At 64.3% G+C, this 19,015-nt stretch carries 18 protein-coding genes and 1 riboswitch; of the genes, 8 read left to right on the forward strand and 10 right to left on the reverse strand.

All coding sequences use genetic code 11. The features are described from left to right. Window positions 1-147: 147 nt before the first annotated feature. From ASE39_RS04720 to ASE39_RS04735, 4 genes are all read right to left on the reverse strand, one after another. Window positions 148-858, reverse strand: a complete 711-nt coding sequence (locus ASE39_RS04720) for a DUF6776 family protein (RefSeq protein WP_010466642.1) — start codon at window positions 856-858, stop codon at window positions 148-150. Between the two features lie 162 nt (window positions 859-1,020). Beyond that, window positions 1,021-1,413: a 30S ribosomal protein S9 gene (gene rpsI / locus ASE39_RS04725; RefSeq protein WP_005798582.1), complete on the reverse strand. Its 393-nt coding sequence runs from the start codon at window positions 1,411-1,413 to the stop codon at window positions 1,021-1,023. A gap of 11 nt (window positions 1,414-1,424) precedes the next feature. Continuing rightward, the gene (gene rplM, locus ASE39_RS04730) at window positions 1,425-1,856 is read right to left on the reverse strand and encodes a 50S ribosomal protein L13 (protein ID WP_008907237.1); all 432 of its coding nucleotides are present in this window, start codon (window positions 1,854-1,856) and stop codon (window positions 1,425-1,427) included. A gap of 202 nt (window positions 1,857-2,058) precedes the next feature. Next, entirely contained in the window at window positions 2,059-4,011 is a 1,953-nt protein-coding gene (locus tag ASE39_RS04735) for a serine/threonine-protein kinase (protein WP_057270385.1), read from the reverse strand. Window positions 4,012-4,313: 302 nt separating this feature from the next. Here ASE39_RS04735 and rlmJ point away from each other — a divergent pair, with 302 nt between their 5' ends. Further along, entirely contained in the window at window positions 4,314-5,201 is an 888-nt protein-coding gene (gene rlmJ, locus ASE39_RS04740) for a 23S rRNA (adenine(2030)-N(6))-methyltransferase RlmJ (protein ID WP_057225983.1), read from the forward strand. 15 nt (window positions 5,202-5,216) lie between these two features. On the opposite strand, the gene ASE39_RS26240 is transcribed toward rlmJ, so the two are convergent. The 5 genes from ASE39_RS26240 to ASE39_RS04765 form a co-directional block, all read right to left on the reverse strand. Further along, window positions 5,217-5,804, reverse strand: a complete 588-nt coding sequence (locus tag ASE39_RS26240; RefSeq protein ID WP_057270386.1) for a septal ring lytic transglycosylase RlpA family protein — start codon at window positions 5,802-5,804, stop codon at window positions 5,217-5,219. Next, window positions 5,804-6,655, reverse strand: coding sequence for a methylenetetrahydrofolate reductase [NAD(P)H] (metF, locus tag ASE39_RS04750; RefSeq protein ID WP_057270387.1), 852 nt, complete (start codon window positions 6,653-6,655; stop codon window positions 5,804-5,806). The genes ASE39_RS26240 and metF overlap by 1 nt, the downstream gene beginning before the upstream one ends. Continuing rightward, window positions 6,652-7,650 carry a TlyA family RNA methyltransferase gene (locus ASE39_RS04755; RefSeq protein WP_057270388.1) on the reverse strand — a complete coding sequence of 333 codons (999 nt, stop codon included), beginning with the start codon at window positions 7,648-7,650 and terminating at the stop codon, window positions 6,652-6,654. The genes metF and ASE39_RS04755 overlap by 4 nt, the downstream gene beginning before the upstream one ends. A 109-nt stretch (window positions 7,651-7,759) precedes the next feature. Then, entirely contained in the window at window positions 7,760-9,193 is a 1,434-nt protein-coding gene (ahcY, locus tag ASE39_RS04760; protein ID WP_010466652.1) for an adenosylhomocysteinase, read from the reverse strand. Between the two features lie 68 nt (window positions 9,194-9,261). Beyond that, window positions 9,262-9,341, reverse strand: a riboswitch (S-adenosyl-L-homocysteine riboswitch). A 61-nt stretch (window positions 9,342-9,402) separates the two neighbouring features. Continuing rightward, window positions 9,403-10,500, reverse strand: a complete 1,098-nt coding sequence (locus ASE39_RS04765) for a DUF2855 family protein (RefSeq protein WP_057225977.1) — start codon at window positions 10,498-10,500, stop codon at window positions 9,403-9,405. A gap of 78 nt (window positions 10,501-10,578) precedes the next feature. Here ASE39_RS04765 and ASE39_RS04770 point away from each other — a divergent pair, with 78 nt between their 5' ends. The 7 genes from ASE39_RS04770 (at window position 10,579) to ASE39_RS04800 (ending at window position 17,648) form a co-directional block, all read left to right on the forward strand. Next, the gene (locus ASE39_RS04770) at window positions 10,579-11,241 is read left to right on the forward strand and encodes a TetR/AcrR family transcriptional regulator (protein WP_010466656.1); all 663 of its coding nucleotides are present in this window, start codon (window positions 10,579-10,581) and stop codon (window positions 11,239-11,241) included. Window positions 11,242-11,324: 83 nt separating this feature from the next. Beyond that, a complete protein-coding gene (locus ASE39_RS04775) occupies window positions 11,325-12,101 on the forward strand; it encodes an SDR family oxidoreductase (RefSeq protein WP_057225975.1) in 777 nt (258 codons plus the stop codon). A gap of 149 nt (window positions 12,102-12,250) precedes the next feature. Then, window positions 12,251-13,876, forward strand: a complete 1,626-nt coding sequence (locus ASE39_RS04780) for a peptide chain release factor 3 (RefSeq protein ID WP_010466660.1) — start codon at window positions 12,251-12,253, stop codon at window positions 13,874-13,876. Window positions 13,877-13,956: 80 nt separating this feature from the next. Beyond that, complete coding sequence (locus ASE39_RS04785; protein ID WP_057225973.1) at window positions 13,957-14,922, forward strand: glycosyltransferase family 2 protein; 966 nt, start codon at window positions 13,957-13,959, stop codon at window positions 14,920-14,922. Then, window positions 14,900-15,292, forward strand: coding sequence for a GtrA family protein (locus ASE39_RS04790; RefSeq protein WP_057270389.1), 393 nt, complete (start codon window positions 14,900-14,902; stop codon window positions 15,290-15,292). The genes ASE39_RS04785 and ASE39_RS04790 overlap by 23 nt, the downstream gene beginning before the upstream one ends. Next, window positions 15,274-16,737 (forward strand): hypothetical protein, encoded by a 1,464-nt coding sequence (locus ASE39_RS04795; RefSeq protein ID WP_140426684.1) that lies wholly within the window; start codon window positions 15,274-15,276, stop codon window positions 16,735-16,737. The genes ASE39_RS04790 and ASE39_RS04795 overlap by 19 nt, the downstream gene beginning before the upstream one ends. A 107-nt stretch (window positions 16,738-16,844) precedes the next feature. Continuing rightward, window positions 16,845-17,648 (forward strand): HAD-IIB family hydrolase, encoded by an 804-nt coding sequence (locus tag ASE39_RS04800; protein WP_057270391.1) that lies wholly within the window; start codon window positions 16,845-16,847, stop codon window positions 17,646-17,648. Window positions 17,649-17,760: 112 nt separating this feature from the next. Here ASE39_RS04800 and ASE39_RS04805 read toward each other — a convergent pair whose 3' ends face one another. Next, window positions 17,761-19,002, reverse strand: a complete 1,242-nt coding sequence (locus ASE39_RS04805) for an ROK family transcriptional regulator (protein WP_057270392.1) — start codon at window positions 19,000-19,002, stop codon at window positions 17,761-17,763. Between the last annotated feature and the right edge of the window lie 13 nt (window positions 19,003-19,015).

A 19,015-nucleotide genomic window follows, 5' to 3' on the forward strand; every position in this document is an offset into this window, starting at 1 on the left:
ACTCCTGAAAGCGCATGCTCCGATCCAGAACATACAAAATAGAAAACGATGAGGGCGCCCAGAGAAGGTTGCCGTACTGCGCGTGCGAGGCGTCTAGAAGCCAATAGGAGCGTCAGGCTGCTCCCGGCCCGACCACAACCCTCTTGCCTAGTCGATGGCCATCGCCTGGACGGCGCGAACCGTCGTGCCCTCCAGCACCCGGGCCGTCACGGTTTTTACCACGGCGCTGGGGGGCAGATCGAGCACACCTTCCACACGCCGGTATTGCTTGACCTGCAGAGGCTGCCCCTGGGCTGGCTGGGTCTGGGTCCAGGGCTTGCCATCCTGGGTGCCAGTCAGCACCAGCTCCAACCGGCCATTGAATTCTGGGGCATTGCGCGCCGCCTGGATCACCAGAACCTGCCACCGCAGCTGCATCCCACCCAGCACTTCGGCCTGCAGGCTGCGGATCGCCAGCCCTTCGGTCTTTGCGGCGGGGATCAGTTTTTCAAAGAACCCCAGGTCTTCACGCAGCGTGCGGTTGTCGGCCTCCAGCTGCCGAACCTGCGCCATCAGGCTTTCCTTGGCCGCCCGCTCGGCCACGAGCAGGCTCTCGGCCGTGTGGGCCACCGTCTGCTGCTCCTGGCCCTCGGCGCGCCAGCGGTCTACTTCTGCCCGCAACTGAATCAATTCGTCACGGGATACGGTGTCCAGACCTGCGATGGACTTTCCAAACTCGAAGGCCCACAGCGCTACCGCGGCACAAAAGCCGAAGACCACGGCCAGGGCCAGCCAGCGAAATGGCCAGGGCAAGGCACTGCGGATGGCGACCCGCGGGGCGCTGATCGTCAGCCGACGGCGCAGAAGGCGAAGGCGCATGGTGGGAGCAGGTGGATCATCAGGATGGCGCGGAGAAAAGAGCGCACCTTAAACGAAAAAACCGCCCTGAGGCGGTTTTTTGATCTGTAAAGCAGTCCGGGGACGCTTTCGCAGGGTGGGATGCCAGCCCGGAAGCTGACATCCACGCAGGACCCAGCCAGCTTAACGCTTGGAGAACTGCTTTGCGCGGCGTGCAGAGTGCAGACCGACCTTCTTACGTTCGACTTCACGGGCATCACGCGTCACGAAGCCAGCTTGGCTCAGGACGGGCTTGAGGGATGCGTCGTAATCGATCAGGGCGCGGGTGATACCGTGGCGGGCAGCGCCAGCCTGGCCGGATTCACCACCACCGTGCACGTTGATCTGGATGTCGAAGGTTTCGACATGGTTGGTCAACGCCAGGGGTTGCTTGGCAATCATGATCGAGGTTTCGCGGCCGAAATAGGACTGGATGTCCTTGCCGTTCACCGTGATCTTGCCGGAGCCTTTTTTCAGAAACACGCGGGCGACGCTGGACTTGCGACGGCCGGTGCCATTGTTCCATTCACCAATCATCTCAAGGCTCCTTAGATTTCCAGCACTTTGGGCTGCTGGGCGGTGTGGGGATGCTCAGCACCACCGTACACCTTGAGTTTCTTGATCATCGCGTAGCCAAGGGGGCCCTTGGGCAGCATGCCCTTGACAGCCTTTTCCAGCGCGCGGCCGGGGTGCTTGGCTTGCATGTCGCGGAAGTTCGTGGCCGTGATACCGCCGGGGTAACCCGAGTGACGGTAGTACACCTTGTCCAGGGACTTGGTGCCGGTGACCTTGAGCTGGGCGGCGTTGATGATGACGATGAAGTCACCGGTATCGACGTGAGGCGTGTAAATGGCCTTGTGTTTGCCGCGCAAACGGAGAGCAACTTCGCTGGCTACTCGTCCGAGGACCTTGTCGGTCGCGTCAATCACAAACCACTCGTGCACGACCTCAGCGGGCTTTGCGCTGAAAGTAGTAGTCATGAGTTTCTCTTCAAAAGAGGGTTTGGCGGGTCCTTTTCCACGGTCGGTGCTTCTCTGAAGGAAGCCTCTTAGGTGGGAGTCAGTCTTCGCCGCGGGACCACAAAGCGCTGCGAAGCCCTCGATTATACGAAGTTGCCCACCTGTGGCGCAAGCCCGGTTCATCGCGGAACTCATTTCGACATCCCCGGGCGCTCGGCAGCGGCTAGTTGGGGGTCTGGCGGCGGCGCTGTTCTTCGGCCTCGTAGCGGCGGCGGTTCTCTACGCAGATGGGCTGGTTGGCCTGGGAAGGCTTCTGGCATTCCTGGTGGACGCACATAGGACGAGACAGGAAATTGGCATCCGCGCAGGCCTCCTGCGGGCTGGGTACCCGTGGAGGTGGGCGGGGCTTGGGCTCGGCCACCACGGGCGGGGGTGGCGGCGGTGGTTCCTCACGCACCACGATCGGGGTGGGGGCGGGTTCAGGGACAACACGCCGAGTGACCCTGGGTGGCGTGCGCGGCGCAGACGCAGGAACCAACGCAGACGCTGGCACGGAGGCCGCTGCCGCCGCATCGCTCGCAACGCCATCCACCGCAGCGGATGCCCCGGTGGCCGGATTCGCCAGCGCAACCTCGACCACTGGGGGGGGCGGCGCGGCGGCAGGAGGTTCCGCCATCTCGGTGATGATGTCATCCTGGGGAGCCTTGCTGCTCTGGACCCAGCGCAAGCCGGCAGCAGAAGCCACCACGGCAAAAACAGCAATTCCAAGCCAGACCATGGCGGGCGAACGCCGCGTCTTTTTTCCCGTTTTACTGTGGGGGCGGGGAATCTCCCGCTCCATCTGACGCTGCCGAGGCTCCGGCACATGCCGTGTGGTTGCGCCCTGCTTGTGATTGCCCGCAAGATCGTCATAGCGTGAGTCATCGGCGACCACCGTGTCTCCCGCGTCGATGAAGACCGTGTCGCCCGCCTCTGCTGCCACCGTGTCCGGCCCTCCCAGCATCACGGTGTCTCCGCCTACATTCGGCTGGCCTGCGGGGCGGCCGTCCTCATCGGCATCGTGGGGAGATCCTTCCTCGATTGCGCGCAGTGCCTGGGCATGCATCTCTGCCACGATGCTGGGTGCCGATGTCACATCCACCGTGGGCGTTATCAGGCCAGGGCCAGGCTGGTCGGCAGGTTCCACCCAGATATCGCCCAGGTCGGTCCGGAAGTCGAAGTGCTCGCTCCCTTCCGGCGCAGAGGTCATCTCCATGAGCTGCAAGAACGCGTCGATGCTCTGCGGCCGGTCCTCTGGCTTCAGCGCCAACGACTGTGCGATCGCCGCAACGAAGGGCGGGGAATACTCCACGCCAAACTGCCGCTTGACGGTTCTGGCGACGCGGGAGAACGACACCATGCGATCACGGATGGAGCGCAAGGTCGCAGGCAGCGGCGTGTCATTGCACAGGCAGCCATGCACCACGGCAGCCAGGGAATACAGGTCGCTCCAGGGCCCCTGGCGCAGGTCCTCGTCGCCATCGGAGTACTGTTCGATGGGTGCGTAGTTGACCTTGAGGACGGCGGTGTGTTTGCGGTCCTGGTCGTTGATCGCATGCCGGGCAGCACCGAGGTCCAACAGCACAGGCGGGCCAATGTCCTGCAGGAAGATGTTGTCGGGCGAAATATCCCGGTGCAGGGTTTTGCCGTCGTGCAGCACCCGCAGGGCACCCAGCACGGACCACAGCACCTTGCGCAGCCAGATCTCGGGCGGCGGCGTGCGCATCTGGGCACGGGCCTGCTTGAAGGTCATGCCGCTATAGAGGGGCATGACCATGTAGGCGGTATTGTTGGCCTCCCAGAAGCGGAACACCTTGACGAGCGAAGGGTGGTCAAACTGCGCCAGCAGGCGTGCCTCGCCTACGAAAGAGGCCAACCCGGCTTGGAACGTTTGCTGGTCGGACGACGACCGGACCCACAACGACTGGCCCTGCGCCCGGCCCGCCAACGCCGACGGCATGTATTCCTTGATGGCCACCGCCCGGTGCAGCGAATGGTCAAAGGCCTTGTAAACCATACCAAACCCACCGACCCCCAGGAGCGCCAGGATCTCGAATTCAGCAAGGCGGGTGCCCGGCGGCAGCGCATCCACATGGCTGACACCGCTGGCTGGGGCTTGGCTGAAACTTGCGATCATGGTGAAAAGGGTGTGGCGTGCATGCGAGCTTCGACGGAGATTGTGAGCGAACGGGTGCCAAAGCCGCTCCAAACGCAATCATGAAGCATGCCAGCATGCGCTACAGAAACAAAAGGCTTCCGGTCTGCCAAAAAAGTTACACACCCTGGTCAGAAAAGCGTGATTGTGCCGTGCCATGGTCCCAGGCAGCACCCAGCCCCATGACAAATTCGCATGGGACCATGATTCGTGGCCCAAGGGCCTGCGGTCGGGCGCAGGCCTCTCCCCGGCTGCTCCTGGAGCGCACTCGTTACCATAGAGCCATGTTCAGTTATCGCCACGCCTTCCACGCAGGCAACCATGCCGATGTGCTCAAGCACACGGTTTTGATCGCCGCCTTGCAACACCTTACCGAGAAAGACGCGGCACTGACCGTGCTGGACACCCATGCAGGCGCAGGCCTGTACCGGCTCGACGGCGACTACGCCAGCACCAGTGGCGAAGCCGCAGATGGCATCGTGCGCCTGTTTGCCCCCACGGCCCCCGCCCTCACGCCAGCCCTGCAGGCCTATGTGGACATGGTCCGCGCCTTCAACCAGGGCAACACACTGCGGGTTTACCCAGGCTCCCCATTCATCACCCAGCGCCTGTTGCGCGACCGCGACAAGCTCAAGCTCTTCGAGCTCCACCCCACCGATCTGCGGGCACTGGCCGGCAACGTGGCCCAGCTCGAGGCTGGCCGCCAAGTGGCGGTATTGCACGAAGATGGGTTTGAAGGGATCAAGAAATTTTTGCCTCCTCCAGCCCGCCGCGCTTTGGTGCTGTGCGATCCCAGCTATGAAATCAAGAGCGACTATGCAAAGGTGCTCGACATGGCCGCTGATTCGCTCAAGCGCTTTGCCACGGGCACCTATGCGTTCTGGTACCCCATCATCCCGCGCCCCGAGGCCCATGACCTGCCGCGGCGGCTCAAGACCTTGGCCACCAAGGCTGGCAAAAGCTGGCTGCACGCCACGCTCACGGTCAAAAACAGCAAGCTCACCGAAACGGCTGCGGGTGACGTCAAGCGCCCCGGGCTGCCGGCCAGTGGCATGTTCCTGATCAACCCGCCGTTCACCTTGAAGGCAGCGTTGAAGACCGCATTGCCGCAAATGGTGGAATTGCTGGCCCAAGACAAACACGCCACACACACGCTCGAATCGGGCGGTTGACGGCAACATCCGTGATCAGGGGGCGGGGCAATCCCGCTCGCCCTCCTCCAGGGCAAAAAGCTCCACAGGCTTGAGCCCCAAGCCCACCATCCCCAGCACTTCGGCAGCGCCCCGGCTCAGGTCGATCACCCGTTTTCCCGTGTGCGGGCCCCGGTCGTTGATGCGGACAACCACGGAGCGGCCGGTGGCCTGGCTGCGCACGCACACGCGGGAGCCAAACGGCAGCGTGGGGTGCGCGGCGGTGAGCGCCTTCATGTCGAACGGCTCCCCGCTGGCTGTGCGGCGCTTGTGGAACTTCGCGCCGTACCAGGACGCCAATCCCACCTGGTCTGCCGGCATGCGCAGTTGGGAGGAGGCCTGCGCGCTTTCGGCACTGTCCTCCGTTGCAGGGCGCGGCGGATCGATCAACATCGCCTCGCCCGGCACGCTCAACAGGTGTGGCGCCAGTGCGTCGGCCTCGGCTGACAGCCCTTGCGCGCGCCCCCAGGACGAGCAGCCCCACACCGAGACGCAGCAGACCACCCCGAACACCCGCCACCACCAGGCCGCCCGGCGTCCACCCCCCTTGCCTGGTTCGGCGGCATTGCCGCGCGGCTGGCGCATCAGATTCCCAGCCGGCGACAGATCTCCAGCGTCGCGGCACTCTGGTTCATCGTGTAGAAGTGCAATGCAGGTACTCCCGCGCTGCGCAGTTGGTCACACAGGTCGGTCACCACATCCAGCCCAAAGGCCTTGATGCTGGCCGTGTCGTCGCCAAACGCCTGCAGGCGCAGCCGGATCCAGCGGGGAATCTCGGCGCCGCAGGCGTCCGAGAAACGCATCAACTGGGTGGAGCTTCCGATGGGCATGATGCCGGGCACCACGGGCACATTGGCCCCCAGTCGCTGCGCGTCTTCCACAAAGCGGAAATACGCATCGCTGTTGTAGAAATACTGGGTGATGGCCGAGTCCGCGCCAGCTTGCACCTTGGCGATGTAGGCCTTCAGGTCAGCCTCCGGCGACTTGGCCTGGGGGTGCACCTCGGGGTAGGCGGCCACTTCGATGTGGAAATCCCGGCCAGTCTCCGAACGGATGAAGGCCACCAGATCGCTGGCGTAATGAAACTCCCCGCCCGCACCATAGCCGCTGGGCAGATCGCCACGCAACGCGACAAGGCGCTTGACGCCCATGTCCTTGAGCATCGCCAGCTGCTCGCGCACGGACTGGCGTGTGGCGCCAATGCAGGAAAAGTGCGAGGCGGCACCCACACCTTCGGCCAGGATTTCACGCACCGTGCTAAAAGTGCCCTCCTGCGTGGAACCACCGGCGCCGTATGTCACAGAGCAGAAATCAGGGTGCAGCGCATACAGCTGCTGGCGCGCGGCCCGCAACTTGTCGGCCCCTTCCGGCGTCTTGGGCGGGAAAAATTCGAAACTCACCGGGAAACCGGTGCCCTGGGCATTGGCAGCAATCATGTTGCCCTCCTCGCATAAACAAAAAATTCACGGTTGCCATCGCCGCCCTGGATGGGGCTGTCGAGCCAGGCCTGTACGGCCAAGCCGAGTTCGGCGCAGCAGTCACGGATGCGCTTTTCCACCACCGCGTACAGCGCCTCATCGCGCACGATGCCACCCTTGCCCACCTGGCCCGGCTGCAGCTCGAACTGCGGCTTGACCAGCATGAGCAGGTGGCCGTCGGGCCGCAGGAATGCGGCGATGGCAGGCAGCACCAAGGTCAGCGAGATGAAAGACAGGTCGCCCGTCACCACATCGAACACCGGCGTCGTGTCCACCCCCGCGCATTCGGCACGGCGCCGGCGCTGAACCGGCAGCGTGCCCTTGGCACGGGCTTCGGCGCGCTGGGCGCGCTCGGACTTGAAGGCTTCGATGTCCTGCTCTTTGGCGTCGCCGCTGTCATCGTAGGCTTCGTCCACCAGGCCTCCGTTGCGCATCCAGCTGTAGGGCGCCTCGGGCTGCGTCTCGTTATCCTCCTCAGCATCGACGACTTCGGAGAGCGCCAGTTCGCACGCCTCCTGCAACACCTGGGCGGTCAGCGAACGCGCATTCGCACCCTCTACACACACCACCCGCAAATCGCTGCGCAGCCGCTCGTGCAACTGGCCGTGGCCCACGTCCACGCCGACAACTTGCACCGCACCGTGCTGCAGCAGGCAATCGGTGAAGCCGCCGGTGCTCTGCCCCACATCCAGGCAACGCAGCCCGGCCACAGACAGGCCCGTGGCCTGCAACGCCCCTTCGAGCTTGAGGCCGCCGCGCGAGATGTACTTGGCCTCGGCATCGTCCAGCAACTTCACCTCGGCCACGGACGGGATGTCATCGCCGTTCTTGGCCACCTTCTGCCAGGGCGCCAGCGGCGACAGGCGCCACTCCACGCCCGCAGCAATCAGCCGCTGCGCTTGCGAGCGCGTGGCCGCATGGCCGGAGTCCACCAAAAAAACATCTGCGCGCATGCATCACTCTCTCGTCAATCGACGATGGATTTCATAGCCAAATTGGCATCTACCGCTTTATCCATAATGACTTTTTGCTCCAAAAACAGGAGCAAAAAATCAAAATAGATCAGTAGCGGTACGTATCGGGCTTGTACGGGCCTTGCTTGGACACGCCAATATAGGCCGCCTGCTCGTCTGAGAGTTCGGTCAGCATGGCACCGACCTTCTTCAGGTGCAGGCGTGCCACCTTTTCATCGAGGTGCTTGGGCAACACGTAGACCTGGCCGTTCTCGTAGCGGTCCTTGTGCAGGAACAGCTCGATCTGGGCAATGGTCTGGTTGGCAAACGAGCTGGACATCACAAAGCTCGGGTGGCCCGTGCCGCAGCCCAGGTTCACCAGGCGGCCCTTGGCCAGCAGGATGATGCGCTTGCCGTCCGGGAAGATCACGTGGTCCACCTGGGGCTTGATCTCTTCCCACTCGTACTGCTCGAGCGACGCGACCTGGATTTCGTTGTCGAAGTGGCCGATGTTGCAGACGATGGCCTGGTCCTTCATGGCCTTCATGTGGTCATGGGTGATCACATCCTTGTTGCCCGTGGTGGTCACGAAGATGTCGGCCTTATCGGCCGCATATTCCATGGTCACGACCTTATAGCCTTCCATCGCGGCCTGCAGGGCGTTGATGGGGTCGATCTCGGTCACCCAGACCTGGGCCGACAGCGCGCGCAGGGCCTGGGCACTGCCCTTGCCCACGTCGCCGTAGCCGGCCACGCAGGCCACCTTGCCGGCGATCATCACGTCGGTGGCGCGCTTGATGCCGTCCACCAGCGACTCGCGGCAGCCGTACAGGTTGTCGAACTTGCTCTTGGTCACCGAATCGTTCACGTTGATCGCGCGGAACAGCAGCGTGCCCTTGGCCGACATTTCCTTCAGGCGGTGCACGCCCGTGGTGGTTTCTTCGGTCACGCCGATGATCTGGGCGCTCTTGCGCGTGTACCAGGTCGGGTCCACGGCCAGCTTGGCCTTGATCGATGCGTACAGGCAGGTTTCTTCTTCGCTGGTGGGGTTGTCGAGCAGCGACGCATCCTTCTCGGCGCGCTGGCCCAGGTGCATCAGCAGCGTGGCGTCGCCACCGTCGTCCAGGATCAGGTTGGGGCCTTCGCCTTCGCTGCCGGCAGGGCCGAAGTCGAAAATGCGGTGGGTGTAGTCCCAGTATTCGGCCAGGGTTTCACCCTTGATGGCGAACACGGGGGTGCCGGCAGCAGCAATCGCAGCCGCAGCGTGGTCTTGGGTGGAGAAGATGTTGCACGAAGCCCAGCGCACTTCTGCGCCCAGGGCCTGCAGCGTCTCGATCAGCACGGCAGTCTGGATCGTCATGTGGAGCGAGCCAGTGATGCGCGCACCCTTGAGGGCTTGTTTGGCAGCGAATTCCTCGCGGATGGCCATCAGGCCAGGCATCTCCGTTTCGGCGATGCGGATCTCTTTACGGCCCCATGCGGCCAGGCCGATGTCGGCAATGATGCAGTCGGTATTGACCGGGGCGTTGACGCGTGCGTTCATGATGGTTTGCTCCAAAGCATGTTTGAAAAACCACTGGTCGCGGGAGTGAAAAAGCTCACCACACGAGAAGTGGATGAGCGTCGTTGCTAGATGACTCCGAGCCTCACGCCCCGCCTGTGCTGGGGACGCTGCAACGCTCCTCGGATCGACAGATTATAAAAGCAAGTGCTGGAGCCCACGCCCCCCCTGCTTTCACACCTGCAGTCGGGCTACGGAGCAAGCACGACCACATGGCCCTCCTGCGGATCGATGCGGCCCGCATGGATGTCCGCAATCAAGGCCTGCGCCGCCGCGAACCCCTGGTGTTCGCGCACCCGCATCCAGGGCGGGCTGGCGTGGCTGACACGGTCGATGAACGCGCGCTGGGCGGCATTGAACTTCTGGTTGACCACCTCGGGACCCCAGTCGGCATTGCGCTTCTTGATCTGCACCGGGGCGAAATAGAACACGGGCGTCGGCCCCGGCAGGGCCGTGCTGCGCAGAAAGCGCGTGTTCTGCGCCGATCCCGCGTAGCAGTCGTACACCAGGGCATCGCCCAGGTGGTGGTGCACCAGCGAGCGCAGATCCTCATCGCCGGAGAAATCGACATACAACGTGGGCACATCGGCCTCCAGCGCTTCCAGTTCGCCATACGCCACCGTGCGCTGGTAGCAGCCCAGGCCTCGCACGAAGGCGATGTTGCGGGGCGAGGTCAGCCCCACACGCTCGATCTGTCCGGGCCCCTCCAGGCAGAACGCGGTTCCGTAGGCCGTCTTGCTCGATGCGCTGGAGAACACCAGCCGCTGCGCGCCGAAAAACCCGTTGTCCTGCAAGAAGTCCGCCAGCATGAACGAGGTGATGAACAGCGGCCGCACCAGCATCTGGTAGTTTTCATCGCCCGCCCGGTACGCCGGGTCGGCGCTGGTGCGCGTGTACTGGTTGTAGGCCGAGGTGAGTGACTGGCGGTGCTCCGCTCCGTCGTAGAAACCCCGGGCCGTCACGCGCACCGGCTCCATGCGCAGATGGCTCGCGATGGGCCAGTAGCCGTAGAAACGCTCGCCCACGGCCACGCCTTCCACGTCGGAGGCCACCACATCGGCAAAGCCCCACACGGGCATGTGGCCCCAGCCCGCCTCGCCCGTGGGGAAGAAATCCCAGTACTTCATCGCATCACCAAAGGCGGCATAGGTAATGTTGTTCGTCGTCACCGCCACGCGGTCCACACGCAGCAGAGCCTCGCCGGGCTGCAGTGGAGCAAGGGGGAGTTCCTCGGTGCGGGTGTGATTCAATGCATTTTTGTCGGTTAACAGGCGGGTCAGCAGCGTCATGGAAGGTCTCCGTTTGAGGGATGAAAAAGCACTCAGGGCACTGTATGGCGCCACGCCGCCGCGTGGGTTCGGAAACCGATGAACCCGCCGCGCAAGGCCCTTGCTGCCGGCTCCAGCACGGCCCCCAAGCCGCTCAAGCGCCCTCGCCAGGCCCGGGCGCGCTTCACGGTGCAGGCCATCTACGACGCCTTTGTTCGGATTTGGCAACGTGACGGCTGGGACAAGCTCACCACACGCAATGTGGCGCTGGAAACCGGCATTTCCGTCGGCACGCTGTACGACTATTTCCCCAACAAGACAGCGCTGCTGTCGGGCTATGTGCGCCACTGCATCGAGTCCCTGCTCGCCGCCATCGACCGCGAGGCCGTGCAGCCCACCGACCTGCCCTGGACCGCGCGCGTCCACCATCTGGTGCGCCTGGTGTGCGGCGTGGATGCGCCCGAGCTGCCGCCCTTCCACCCCGACATGCTGGCACTGGAGGCGCAGATGGCAGAGCCTCGGCACCACCGCCGCGTGCACGAGGAACTGGTGACCGCCTGGGGCCGGGTGTTTGCAGCCTGCTCCGACCTGCCCTGCCCGCCTGGGCAGGAACTGCTGCAGGTGCTGCACCTCTCGGCCTGGGGCGGGCGGCGCTACGTGTTGCTGCTGCAGCTTGACGCCGTGCAGATGCGCCAGTGGGCCGAGGGTGTGGAGCAGCTGTGCTGTGCGGCCATCCGCCAGGCCCCGAGCCCACCGGACTGAGAACCTGTCGCCTGCGCGGCTGCCTTGCCCGGCGGGCCGCCCGACACTGGCGCCCTCACCGAACACCACCAACGGAGCATTGCATGGACGCCAAGGACAAAGTCATCATCGTCACCGGCGGCGCCAGCGGCATCGGCCGCAGCATCGCGCGGCGTTTTGCACAAGAGGGGGCCCGCGCCGTGGTCGTGGCCGACCTGCACCTCGCGCCCGCCCAGGCTGTGGCCGACGAAGTCAAAGGCCTGGCCGTGCGCTGCGATGTGTCGAAGGAGGCCGACATCCAGGCTTTGGTCGCCACCACCCGCGAACGCTATGGCCGGGTCGATGCCTACATCTCCAACGCCGGCATCCTGGGCCGTCCGGGAGGCATCGAGCTGGAAGACCCGCTGTGGGAGGCCATGTGGAACATTCACGGCATGGCCCACGTGTGGGCAGCGCGTGCCGTGGTGCCCGAGATGGTGGAGCGCGGCGAAGGCTTCTTCCTCGTCACAGCCTCGGCAGCCGGGCTGCTGACCATCGTCGAATCCGCCCCTTATGCCGTCACCAAACATGCGGCCATGGCCTTTGCCGAGTGGCTGCGCATCGCCTATGGCCGCCGTGGCGTGGGCGTCGCCTGCCTGTGCCCGCAGTCGGTGCAGACCGCCATGGTCACCGGCGACGGCGGCTCGGCCTCGCACGACGGCATCCTGCCGCCGGAGCAGGTGGCAGGCGATGTGTTGGCCGCCATGCAGGACGGGCGCTTCCTGGTGCTGCCCCACCCCGAAGTGGCGCAATACTTCCGCAACAAGGGGCAGGACTACGAACGCTGGCTGGGCGGCATGCAGAAGATGTATGCCCGGCACACCCAGGCACAGCTCAGCTGAACGGAAACAGGGCGTTGAAGAAGGGTCTGAAAAGGGTTCGCAGCGGGCGCCGGTAAAATCGCCGCTTCCGGGCGCCGCTGCGCCTGCCGCGCCGACTGCCGCAGAACCCTGCCGCAGCGCGCCCTGACCCCCTTCTGGAACCACCCCCTGTGTCCTACGCCTCAGAAACCCGGCGCCGCCGCACCTTTGCCATCATTTCCCACCCCGACGCCGGTAAAACGACGCTGACGGAAAAGCTGCTGCTGTTCTCGGGCGCGATCCAGATCGCGGGTGCCGTCAAGGGCCGCAAAGCCAGCCGCCATGCCACGTCGGACTGGATGGAAATCGAAAAGCAGCGCGGTATCTCGGTGGCCTCTTCGGTCATGCAGATGCTGTATCGCGAACACGTGATCAACCTGCTCGACACCCCCGGCCACAAGGACTTCTCTGAAGACACCTACCGCGTGCTTACGGCCGTGGACTCAGCGCTGATGGTGATCGACGCCGCCAACGGTGTGGAAGCGCAGACACGCCGCCTGATCGAGGTCTGCCGCCAGCGCGACACGCCCATCATCACCTTCGTGAACAAGATGGACCGCGAAGTGCGCGACCCGCTCGACATCCTCGACGAAGTGGAGCGCGAGCTGGGCATGCCCTGCTGCCCCATCACCTGGCCCGTAGGCCAGGGCAAGAGCTTTGGCGGCATCATCAACCTGCGCACGCAGACCATGACGGTGTTCACCCCCGGGAGCGACCGCGGCCCGAAAGACTTTGAAGTGGTGCCGCTGGCCGAGGCCGACAGGCTGCGCAAGCGCTTTGGCCAGCCCTTTGACGATGCGCTGGAGAGCATGGAGCTGGCCGTGGGTGCCTCGGCGGCCTGGAGCCACGAAGACTTCCTGGCCGGCAAGCTCACACCCGTGTTCTTCGGTTCAGGGGTGAACAATTTCGGTGTGATGGAGGTTCTGGACGCCGTGGTCGACATGTCACCGCCGCCCGGCCCGCGCGTGAGCACGCTCGAAGTCAACAAACAGCCCGTCGTGAAGACCATCGCGCCCGAGGACGAGGGTTTTGCGGGCGTGGTGTTCAAGGTCCAGGCCAACATGGATGCCAACCACCGCGACCGCATCGCCTTCGTGCGCGTGGCCTCGGGCAAGTACATGCCGGGCATGAAGCTCAAGGTGCAGCGCACCTCCAAGGAACTGCGCCCCACCAGCGTGGTGACCTTCATGAGCCAGCGCCGCGAGGCGGTGGAAGAAGCCTACGCGGGCGACATCATCGGCTTTACCACCCACGGCGGCGTGCAGCTGGGCGACACCATCACCGACGGCGCCAACCTGCAGTTCACCGGCCTGCCGTTCTTCGCCCCGGAAATGTTCATGACCGTGGTGCTCAAGAACCCCTTGCGCACCAAGCAGCTGCAGCAGGGCCTGGCCCAGCTGGGTGAGGAAGGCGCGATCCAGGTCTTCAAGCCTGACGCTGGCGGCAACATGCTGCTGGGCGCCGTGGGCCAGCTGCAGTTCGAAGTGGTGCAGCACCGCCTGAAGGCCGAGTACGACGCCGACGTGCGTCTGGAAGGTTGCCAGTACACGGGCGCCCGCTGGATCACCGCGGACAACGCGGCCGACCTGCGCGCCTTCACCGACGCCTACCCGCTGCGCCTGGCGCACGATGCGGCCGACACGCTGGCCTATCTGTGCACCAGCCCGTATGACGTGCGTCTGGCGCAGGAGCGGTTTCCCAAGATCCACTTCCACCCGCTACGCGAGCATGCGGGGCTGGCGCTGCAAGGAGCCTAGCCCGCACAAGATGGGAAGTTATTGCGCAGTCAGACCTTTTGTTTTTTCTTGCGCAGACACGACTCGCCCAGCCCTCCACCATGGAACAGCCACCACTGAAGCCCCGTCCTGCCTCGTTGACGATCATCTGCCCGATGAAGAACGAGGCCGGCAATCTCGCTGCTTTTCTTGCCCGCCTGGTCCCTGTTTTGGAATCGGCTGCGGACACCTATGAAGTCGTGTGCATCAACGACGGAAGCAGTGACGACACCCTGTCACGCTTGCTGCTGGCGAGGGAGCAGAACCCCCACCTGCGCATTGCCGACCTGTCGAGGAATTTCGGCAAAGAGGCGGCACTCACTTGCGGCATCGAGTTGGCGAGGGGCGACGTCGTCATCCCGATGGACGCTGATCTTCAACACCCGCCCGAAGCTATTCCAGAAATGGTGTCCCGCTGGCGCGAAGGCTACGAAGTGGTCCTGGCGAAACGGCAAAGCCGTGAAGCGGAACATTGGGCTCGCCGCAAGACCGCCGGGTGGTTTTACAGCTTGCAGAACCAGATTTCCGAAGTCGATATTCCCGCAGACGTCGGCGATTTTCGGCTCATGGACCGCAAGGTCGTCGAAGCCCTTAAAAGACTGCCCGAACGCCGCCGCTTCATGAAGGGCCTGTTCGCTTGGGCCGGCTTCCGGCAAACGACGGTGACTTTTGTCTGCGAGCCCCGTTTTGCGGGCGCCAGCAAATTCTCGGGATGGCGTTTGTGGAACTTCGCCCTGGAAGGGATCACCTCGTTCTCCACGGTCCCGCTTCGCATCTGGACTTACATCGGCTCCACCATTTCCGCCCTGGCCCTCGTCTATGCCATCTTCCTGTTGCTCAAGACTTTGATCCTGGGGCGTGATGTGCCGGGCTACGCCTCCCTGATCACATCCGTCCTGTTCCTCGGTGGACTGCAGCTCGCGGGGCTTGGCGTGCTTGGTGAGTACATCGGCCGCATCTACGGGGAAGTGAAGCAGCGGCCCATTTATATTATTCGCGACCTCTATGACTTTCCGGATCGCTCCTGACTCCTTGGCGGGCAAGATTGCCAAGTTTTCTGGCATCGGTGTGATCAATACGCTGATCCATACGGCCGTCGTTGTCTTGTCCGTCGAGCGCTTCGGGGTTCACCCGTCCATCGCCAACGCCATCGCGTTTGTGGCGGCCAACAGCTTTTCCTATTGGGCAAACCGCCGCTGGAACTTCAAGACAGAGGCATCACTGGGGCAATACGGGCGCTTTCTCCTTGTATCCCTGGCCGGGCTTGCGATCACCGTGCTGGTCAGCGGGTTTGCGGCTTGGGCAGGCTGGCATTACCTGGTGGGGCTCGGACTGGTCTTCGTCGCGCTTCCGGCGCTCACTTTCCTCCTCCATTGGCGATGGACGTTCAAGCATTGAGAGCCGCGCGGCTCGCGCTGCGCGAGCGCATCGACCGCCACCCCTGGATCGAATATCTCGGCGCCACACTGCTTCTGTCCCTGCTCACCCTGCTGGCCCATGGCGCATCACTCCAGGGATCTTGGCGCTGGGATGACGGCGCCCACCTGAGCTACGCCGCCCAACACACACCCTGGCAATATTTCTTGGAGCCCCACATTGCCCAGGGGCACTCCAGCGCCAATGTCGCTCCGTGGAACCTGCTGTTCTACGACATCAACCTGAGCCTGTTCGGCATGGCCGCCGCGGGCCACTATGCGCACCTGCTGCTCATCGTTGCGCTGGGTGCAGCGCTGTTCTACGCCGTGTTGCGGCAGTGGCTGGCGCCCCTGCCCGCGCTGATCGGTGCCGTTGCGCTGTTGCTTGGCAAGCCCACTGCCCACATCGCGGCGGGACTGATGCATGGGCACTATGCGACCGGCTTCGTGTTCGCCATGCTGTCGATACTGGGGTGGACTCGGTATCTCAAAGGCGGGCGCGGATACTGGCTGGGGCTGTCGACCCTGGCCTACCTGCTGGCGACTACCTGCAAGGAAGTCTATGTACCCCTGGTCGTCCTCTTGCCCTTCCTGCCCGTGGGCACGCGGCAGCAACGGGTGCGTGCTCTGATACCGTTTGTGCTGATTGCACTGGTCTACATAGGGTGGCGCTACCTGCTACTTGGGCGCCTCGTGGGCGGCTACAGCCAAGGGGTTTTCGATGCCAGCGAGGCCCTGCGCCAGTTGCTCCGGGTTCCCAAATTGCTCCTCGGCTCCAAACCGCCCGGCAACATCCTTGCCGTTGTATTTCTCGGCCTTCTGTGTCTTGCGGCCGTGAAGCGCCGCCTCCATGCGCCTGTGTTCTTCGTGTCCTTGGGCATCGTCCTGCTGCCGCTGATACCGCTGACGGCTTTTCCGGGAATTCACAGTCCAGACCGCTATCTGTTCGTGCCGTGGATTGCGTTTTCGGCCTGTCTGGCGGCCATCTGGCCCCGAGAGGCACGCCCTGCTGCTGCCCTTGCCGGAAGCGCTGCGCTTGTTGCAGCCCTGGCGGGTGTGCATGCGCAGGAGACCCAGGCGCTCAGGCCCAACCTGGCGTATTGGGACACGCTGTATCGCTTTGCGCTGTCGCTCGACAAAGAGCGGCAGGCCATATTCGTAGTCCCAGAGTTCGGAGGCACCGATGATGGATACAAACGCTCTGTACTGATCCGCGCCAGAAACACCGCCGACCTGTTTGCGCCAAAGCCGCAGCCAGGCGATTTGCACGTCGTGGACGAAAAGGGCCGTGGCCTGGAACAGGTCCCATTGGCCACCCTGCAGCTATTCGAGTTCCGTGGCGGGGACATGGTGCCCATGCCCCCCGAAAGGGTCGCAGAGAAACTCCCGAGCCTGGCGCGTGGGCAACCTGCCCAAAGTGTCCGTTAGAAGCAGCCATCTCTTCGTCCACAGAAAAAGGTGCAAGCCCGAGCGACAGCCCTCCGCGACTTTCACCAACGCCCCCTCTCGCCATCCCTATGCCTTCTCGTTCCCCCATGCTTCCGTTGAGTACCTGGAATCCTCCCGCCCGCCTAGTCGGCCTGCTCACCGACATCGACGACACGCTGACCACGGAGGGGGTTGTGCCTGCGCACGTGGTGCAGGCGATGGAGTCGCTCAAGGCCCGGGGACTGGCCGTGATCCCCATCACGGGTCGCCCCGTAGGCTGGAGCGAGCCCTTTGCGACCGCCTGGCCTGTGGATGCCATCGTGGCCGAGAATGGTGCTGTGGCCCTGCAGCGCTCTCTGGAAAAGCGCGATGCGCTATTAAAACGATATCAGCAGGATGCAGCCACGCGCGCAGCCCATTTCGCCCGCATGCAGCAAGTGCTGGCTGACATCGAAGCCAGGGTGCCCGGCGCCCGCCGCGCGACCGACTCGCCCGGACGCGAAACGGACATCGCCATCGACCACAGTGAGTTCACACACCTGCCCCAAGAGCGGATCGACCAATGCGTGGCGATCCTGCGCGCCGCAGGCATGAACGCCACCGTGAGCAGCATCCACATCAACGGCTGGTTCGGCGCGCACAACAAGCTGGAGGGCGCGCGCTGGATCGTGCGCGAGTTGCTGGGACGCGACCTCGACGCGGAGATCGACCGCTGGGTGTATGTGGGCGACTCGACCAACGACCAGCTCATGTTCGAGCACTTCCCCCACAGCGTGGGGGTGGCCAACATCGCGCGCTTTGTGCCACAACTGCAGCACCTGCCGCGTTATGTGACCCAGGGCGAACGTGGCGCGGGGTTTGCCGAAGTGGCACGGGCGATCCTGGCGGGTCTGGATCGCAGCGGGAGCTGAGCCTGAAGCAGCCTTGGCCGAGAAATTTGAATAGAAATATGGCCTAGCGCTTGAGGGATATGCGCAAATAACTATATTTTTAATAGCAAAACTTCACAACCCCACGCCCTTCTCAGGCCTTGAGGAAGATGTCCGTATCCGGCGCGAAACACGCATGCAGCGGCAGCAGCGCCCCACCCAGCGCGCGGGCGTCCGAGCCCATGGTGCCCAGCTCCAGCCGGGGGGGCTGGTGCAGGCCTTCCCAGTTGTAGTCGGCCAGCGCGTGGCGGGCACTTTCGCACAGCGCCTGCAGCAGCTCGGGGGCTGCGGCGCCATCGACCACCACGGCATCCAGGTCCAAAAACGCGGTGGCCGAGACGATGCAGTGCGCCAGGCCCGCCGCAGCGCGCGCAATCCAGCCCCGGCTGTGTTCTAGCCACGGGGCCTGCAGCACACGCTTGTCGTAGGCGGCCATAGGGTCGAGGCCATGTTCGCGAAAGCGCTGCTCCAGCTCCCACAGCGATGCCTGGCTGATGAGCTGCGCGGGCGCCTGGCCCGGCTGGGCGGGTGACAGCGGCAGCGAGGCCACCGCACCTGCGTTGCCGTGCAGGCCCCGGTGCAGGTGCGAGTTGATGACCAGCCCGCCGCCCACAAAGGTGTCCATGAACAGGTACAGAAAACTCGGGATGTCGCGCCCGCGCCCCTGCAGCAGCTCGGCCACGCAGGCGGCGGAGGTGTCCTTGGCAAAGCTCACGGGCAGCTCGGTCATCTGCTGCACCTGCTCGGCCAGGTCGATGTTGTTCCAGGCTTCGGACTGGGCCTCGGTCAGCCCCAGCATGCGGTGCCAGCCGCCGAGCTGGAACGGCGCTGCCACGCCCACACCCACCACGCGCGAGCGCAGCGGGCCCAGGCCGTCGAGCAGCTGGTTCAGGTGCGTGCGGATAGCGGGCAACAGCACGTCGATGTCGGGGAAGGCGTAGTCGAGCACGATGCGCTCGCGCACATGGCCGGTGAAGTCGACCAGCAGCCAGTCGGCGCTGCGGCGGCCGATCTTGATGCCGATGGCAAAGGCGCCGTCGGGGTTCAGGCCAATCGGCACCGAAGGCTGGCCCACGCGGCCACGCACCGGGGCTTCGCGGCGCAGCAGCTGGTCTTCATCGAGCCGCGCAGTAATGAGCCCGATGGTCTGCGCCGTGAGTCCCGTGACCCGCGCCATCTCGGCCTTGGCCAGACTGCCGTGGGTGCGCAGCGCCTGCAGCACCACCCGCTCGTTGAACTGGCGCAGCCCCACGTGGTTGGAGCCGCGCTGGCGCAGCAGCGCGGGGCTGGCGGCAGTGTTGTCAACGGCAGAGGGAGAAGCGTCGGTGTCCAGCATGGTGATGAAACGG

Origin of the sequence: Acidovorax sp. Root267 (assembly GCF_001429215.1) — a bacterium.
GTDB classification, from domain to species: Bacteria; Pseudomonadota; Gammaproteobacteria; order Burkholderiales; family Burkholderiaceae_C; genus Acidovorax; species Acidovorax radicis.

Bases quoted from the DNA above. Each gene is read 5' to 3' on its own strand.
- ASE39_RS04720 (WP_010466642.1), bottom strand. From the start codon at position 858: ATGCGCCTTCGCCTTCTGCGCCGTCGGCTGACGATCAGCGCCCCGCGG.
- rpsI (WP_005798582.1), bottom strand. From the start codon at position 1,413: ATGATTGGTGAATGGAACAATGGCACCGGCCGTCGCAAGTCCAGCGTC.
- rplM (WP_008907237.1), bottom strand. From the start codon at position 1,856: ATGACTACTACTTTCAGCGCAAAGCCCGCTGAGGTCGTGCACGAGTGG.
- ASE39_RS04735 (WP_057270385.1), bottom strand. From the start codon at position 4,011: ATGATCGCAAGTTTCAGCCAAGCCCCAGCCAGCGGTGTCAGCCATGTG.
- rlmJ (WP_057225983.1), top strand. From the start codon at position 4,314: ATGTTCAGTTATCGCCACGCCTTCCACGCAGGCAACCATGCCGATGTG.
- ASE39_RS26240 (WP_057270386.1), bottom strand. From the start codon at position 5,804: ATGCGCCAGCCGCGCGGCAATGCCGCCGAACCAGGCAAGGGGGGTGGA.
- metF (WP_057270387.1), bottom strand. From the start codon at position 6,655: ATGATTGCTGCCAATGCCCAGGGCACCGGTTTCCCGGTGAGTTTCGAA.
- ASE39_RS04755 (WP_057270388.1), bottom strand. From the start codon at position 7,650: ATGCGCGCAGATGTTTTTTTGGTGGACTCCGGCCATGCGGCCACGCGC.
- ahcY (WP_010466652.1), bottom strand. From the start codon at position 9,193: ATGAACGCACGCGTCAACGCCCCGGTCAATACCGACTGCATCATTGCC.
- ASE39_RS04765 (WP_057225977.1), bottom strand. From the start codon at position 10,500: ATGACGCTGCTGACCCGCCTGTTAACCGACAAAAATGCATTGAATCAC.
- ASE39_RS04770 (WP_010466656.1), top strand. From the start codon at position 10,579: ATGAACCCGCCGCGCAAGGCCCTTGCTGCCGGCTCCAGCACGGCCCCC.
- ASE39_RS04775 (WP_057225975.1), top strand. From the start codon at position 11,325: ATGGACGCCAAGGACAAAGTCATCATCGTCACCGGCGGCGCCAGCGGC.
- ASE39_RS04785 (WP_057225973.1), top strand. From the start codon at position 13,957: ATGGAACAGCCACCACTGAAGCCCCGTCCTGCCTCGTTGACGATCATC.
- ASE39_RS04790 (WP_057270389.1), top strand. From the start codon at position 14,900: ATGACTTTCCGGATCGCTCCTGACTCCTTGGCGGGCAAGATTGCCAAG.
- ASE39_RS04795 (WP_140426684.1), top strand. From the start codon at position 15,274: ATGGACGTTCAAGCATTGAGAGCCGCGCGGCTCGCGCTGCGCGAGCGC.
- ASE39_RS04800 (WP_057270391.1), top strand. From the start codon at position 16,845: ATGCTTCCGTTGAGTACCTGGAATCCTCCCGCCCGCCTAGTCGGCCTG.
- ASE39_RS04805 (WP_057270392.1), bottom strand. From the start codon at position 19,002: ATGCTGGACACCGACGCTTCTCCCTCTGCCGTTGACAACACTGCCGCC.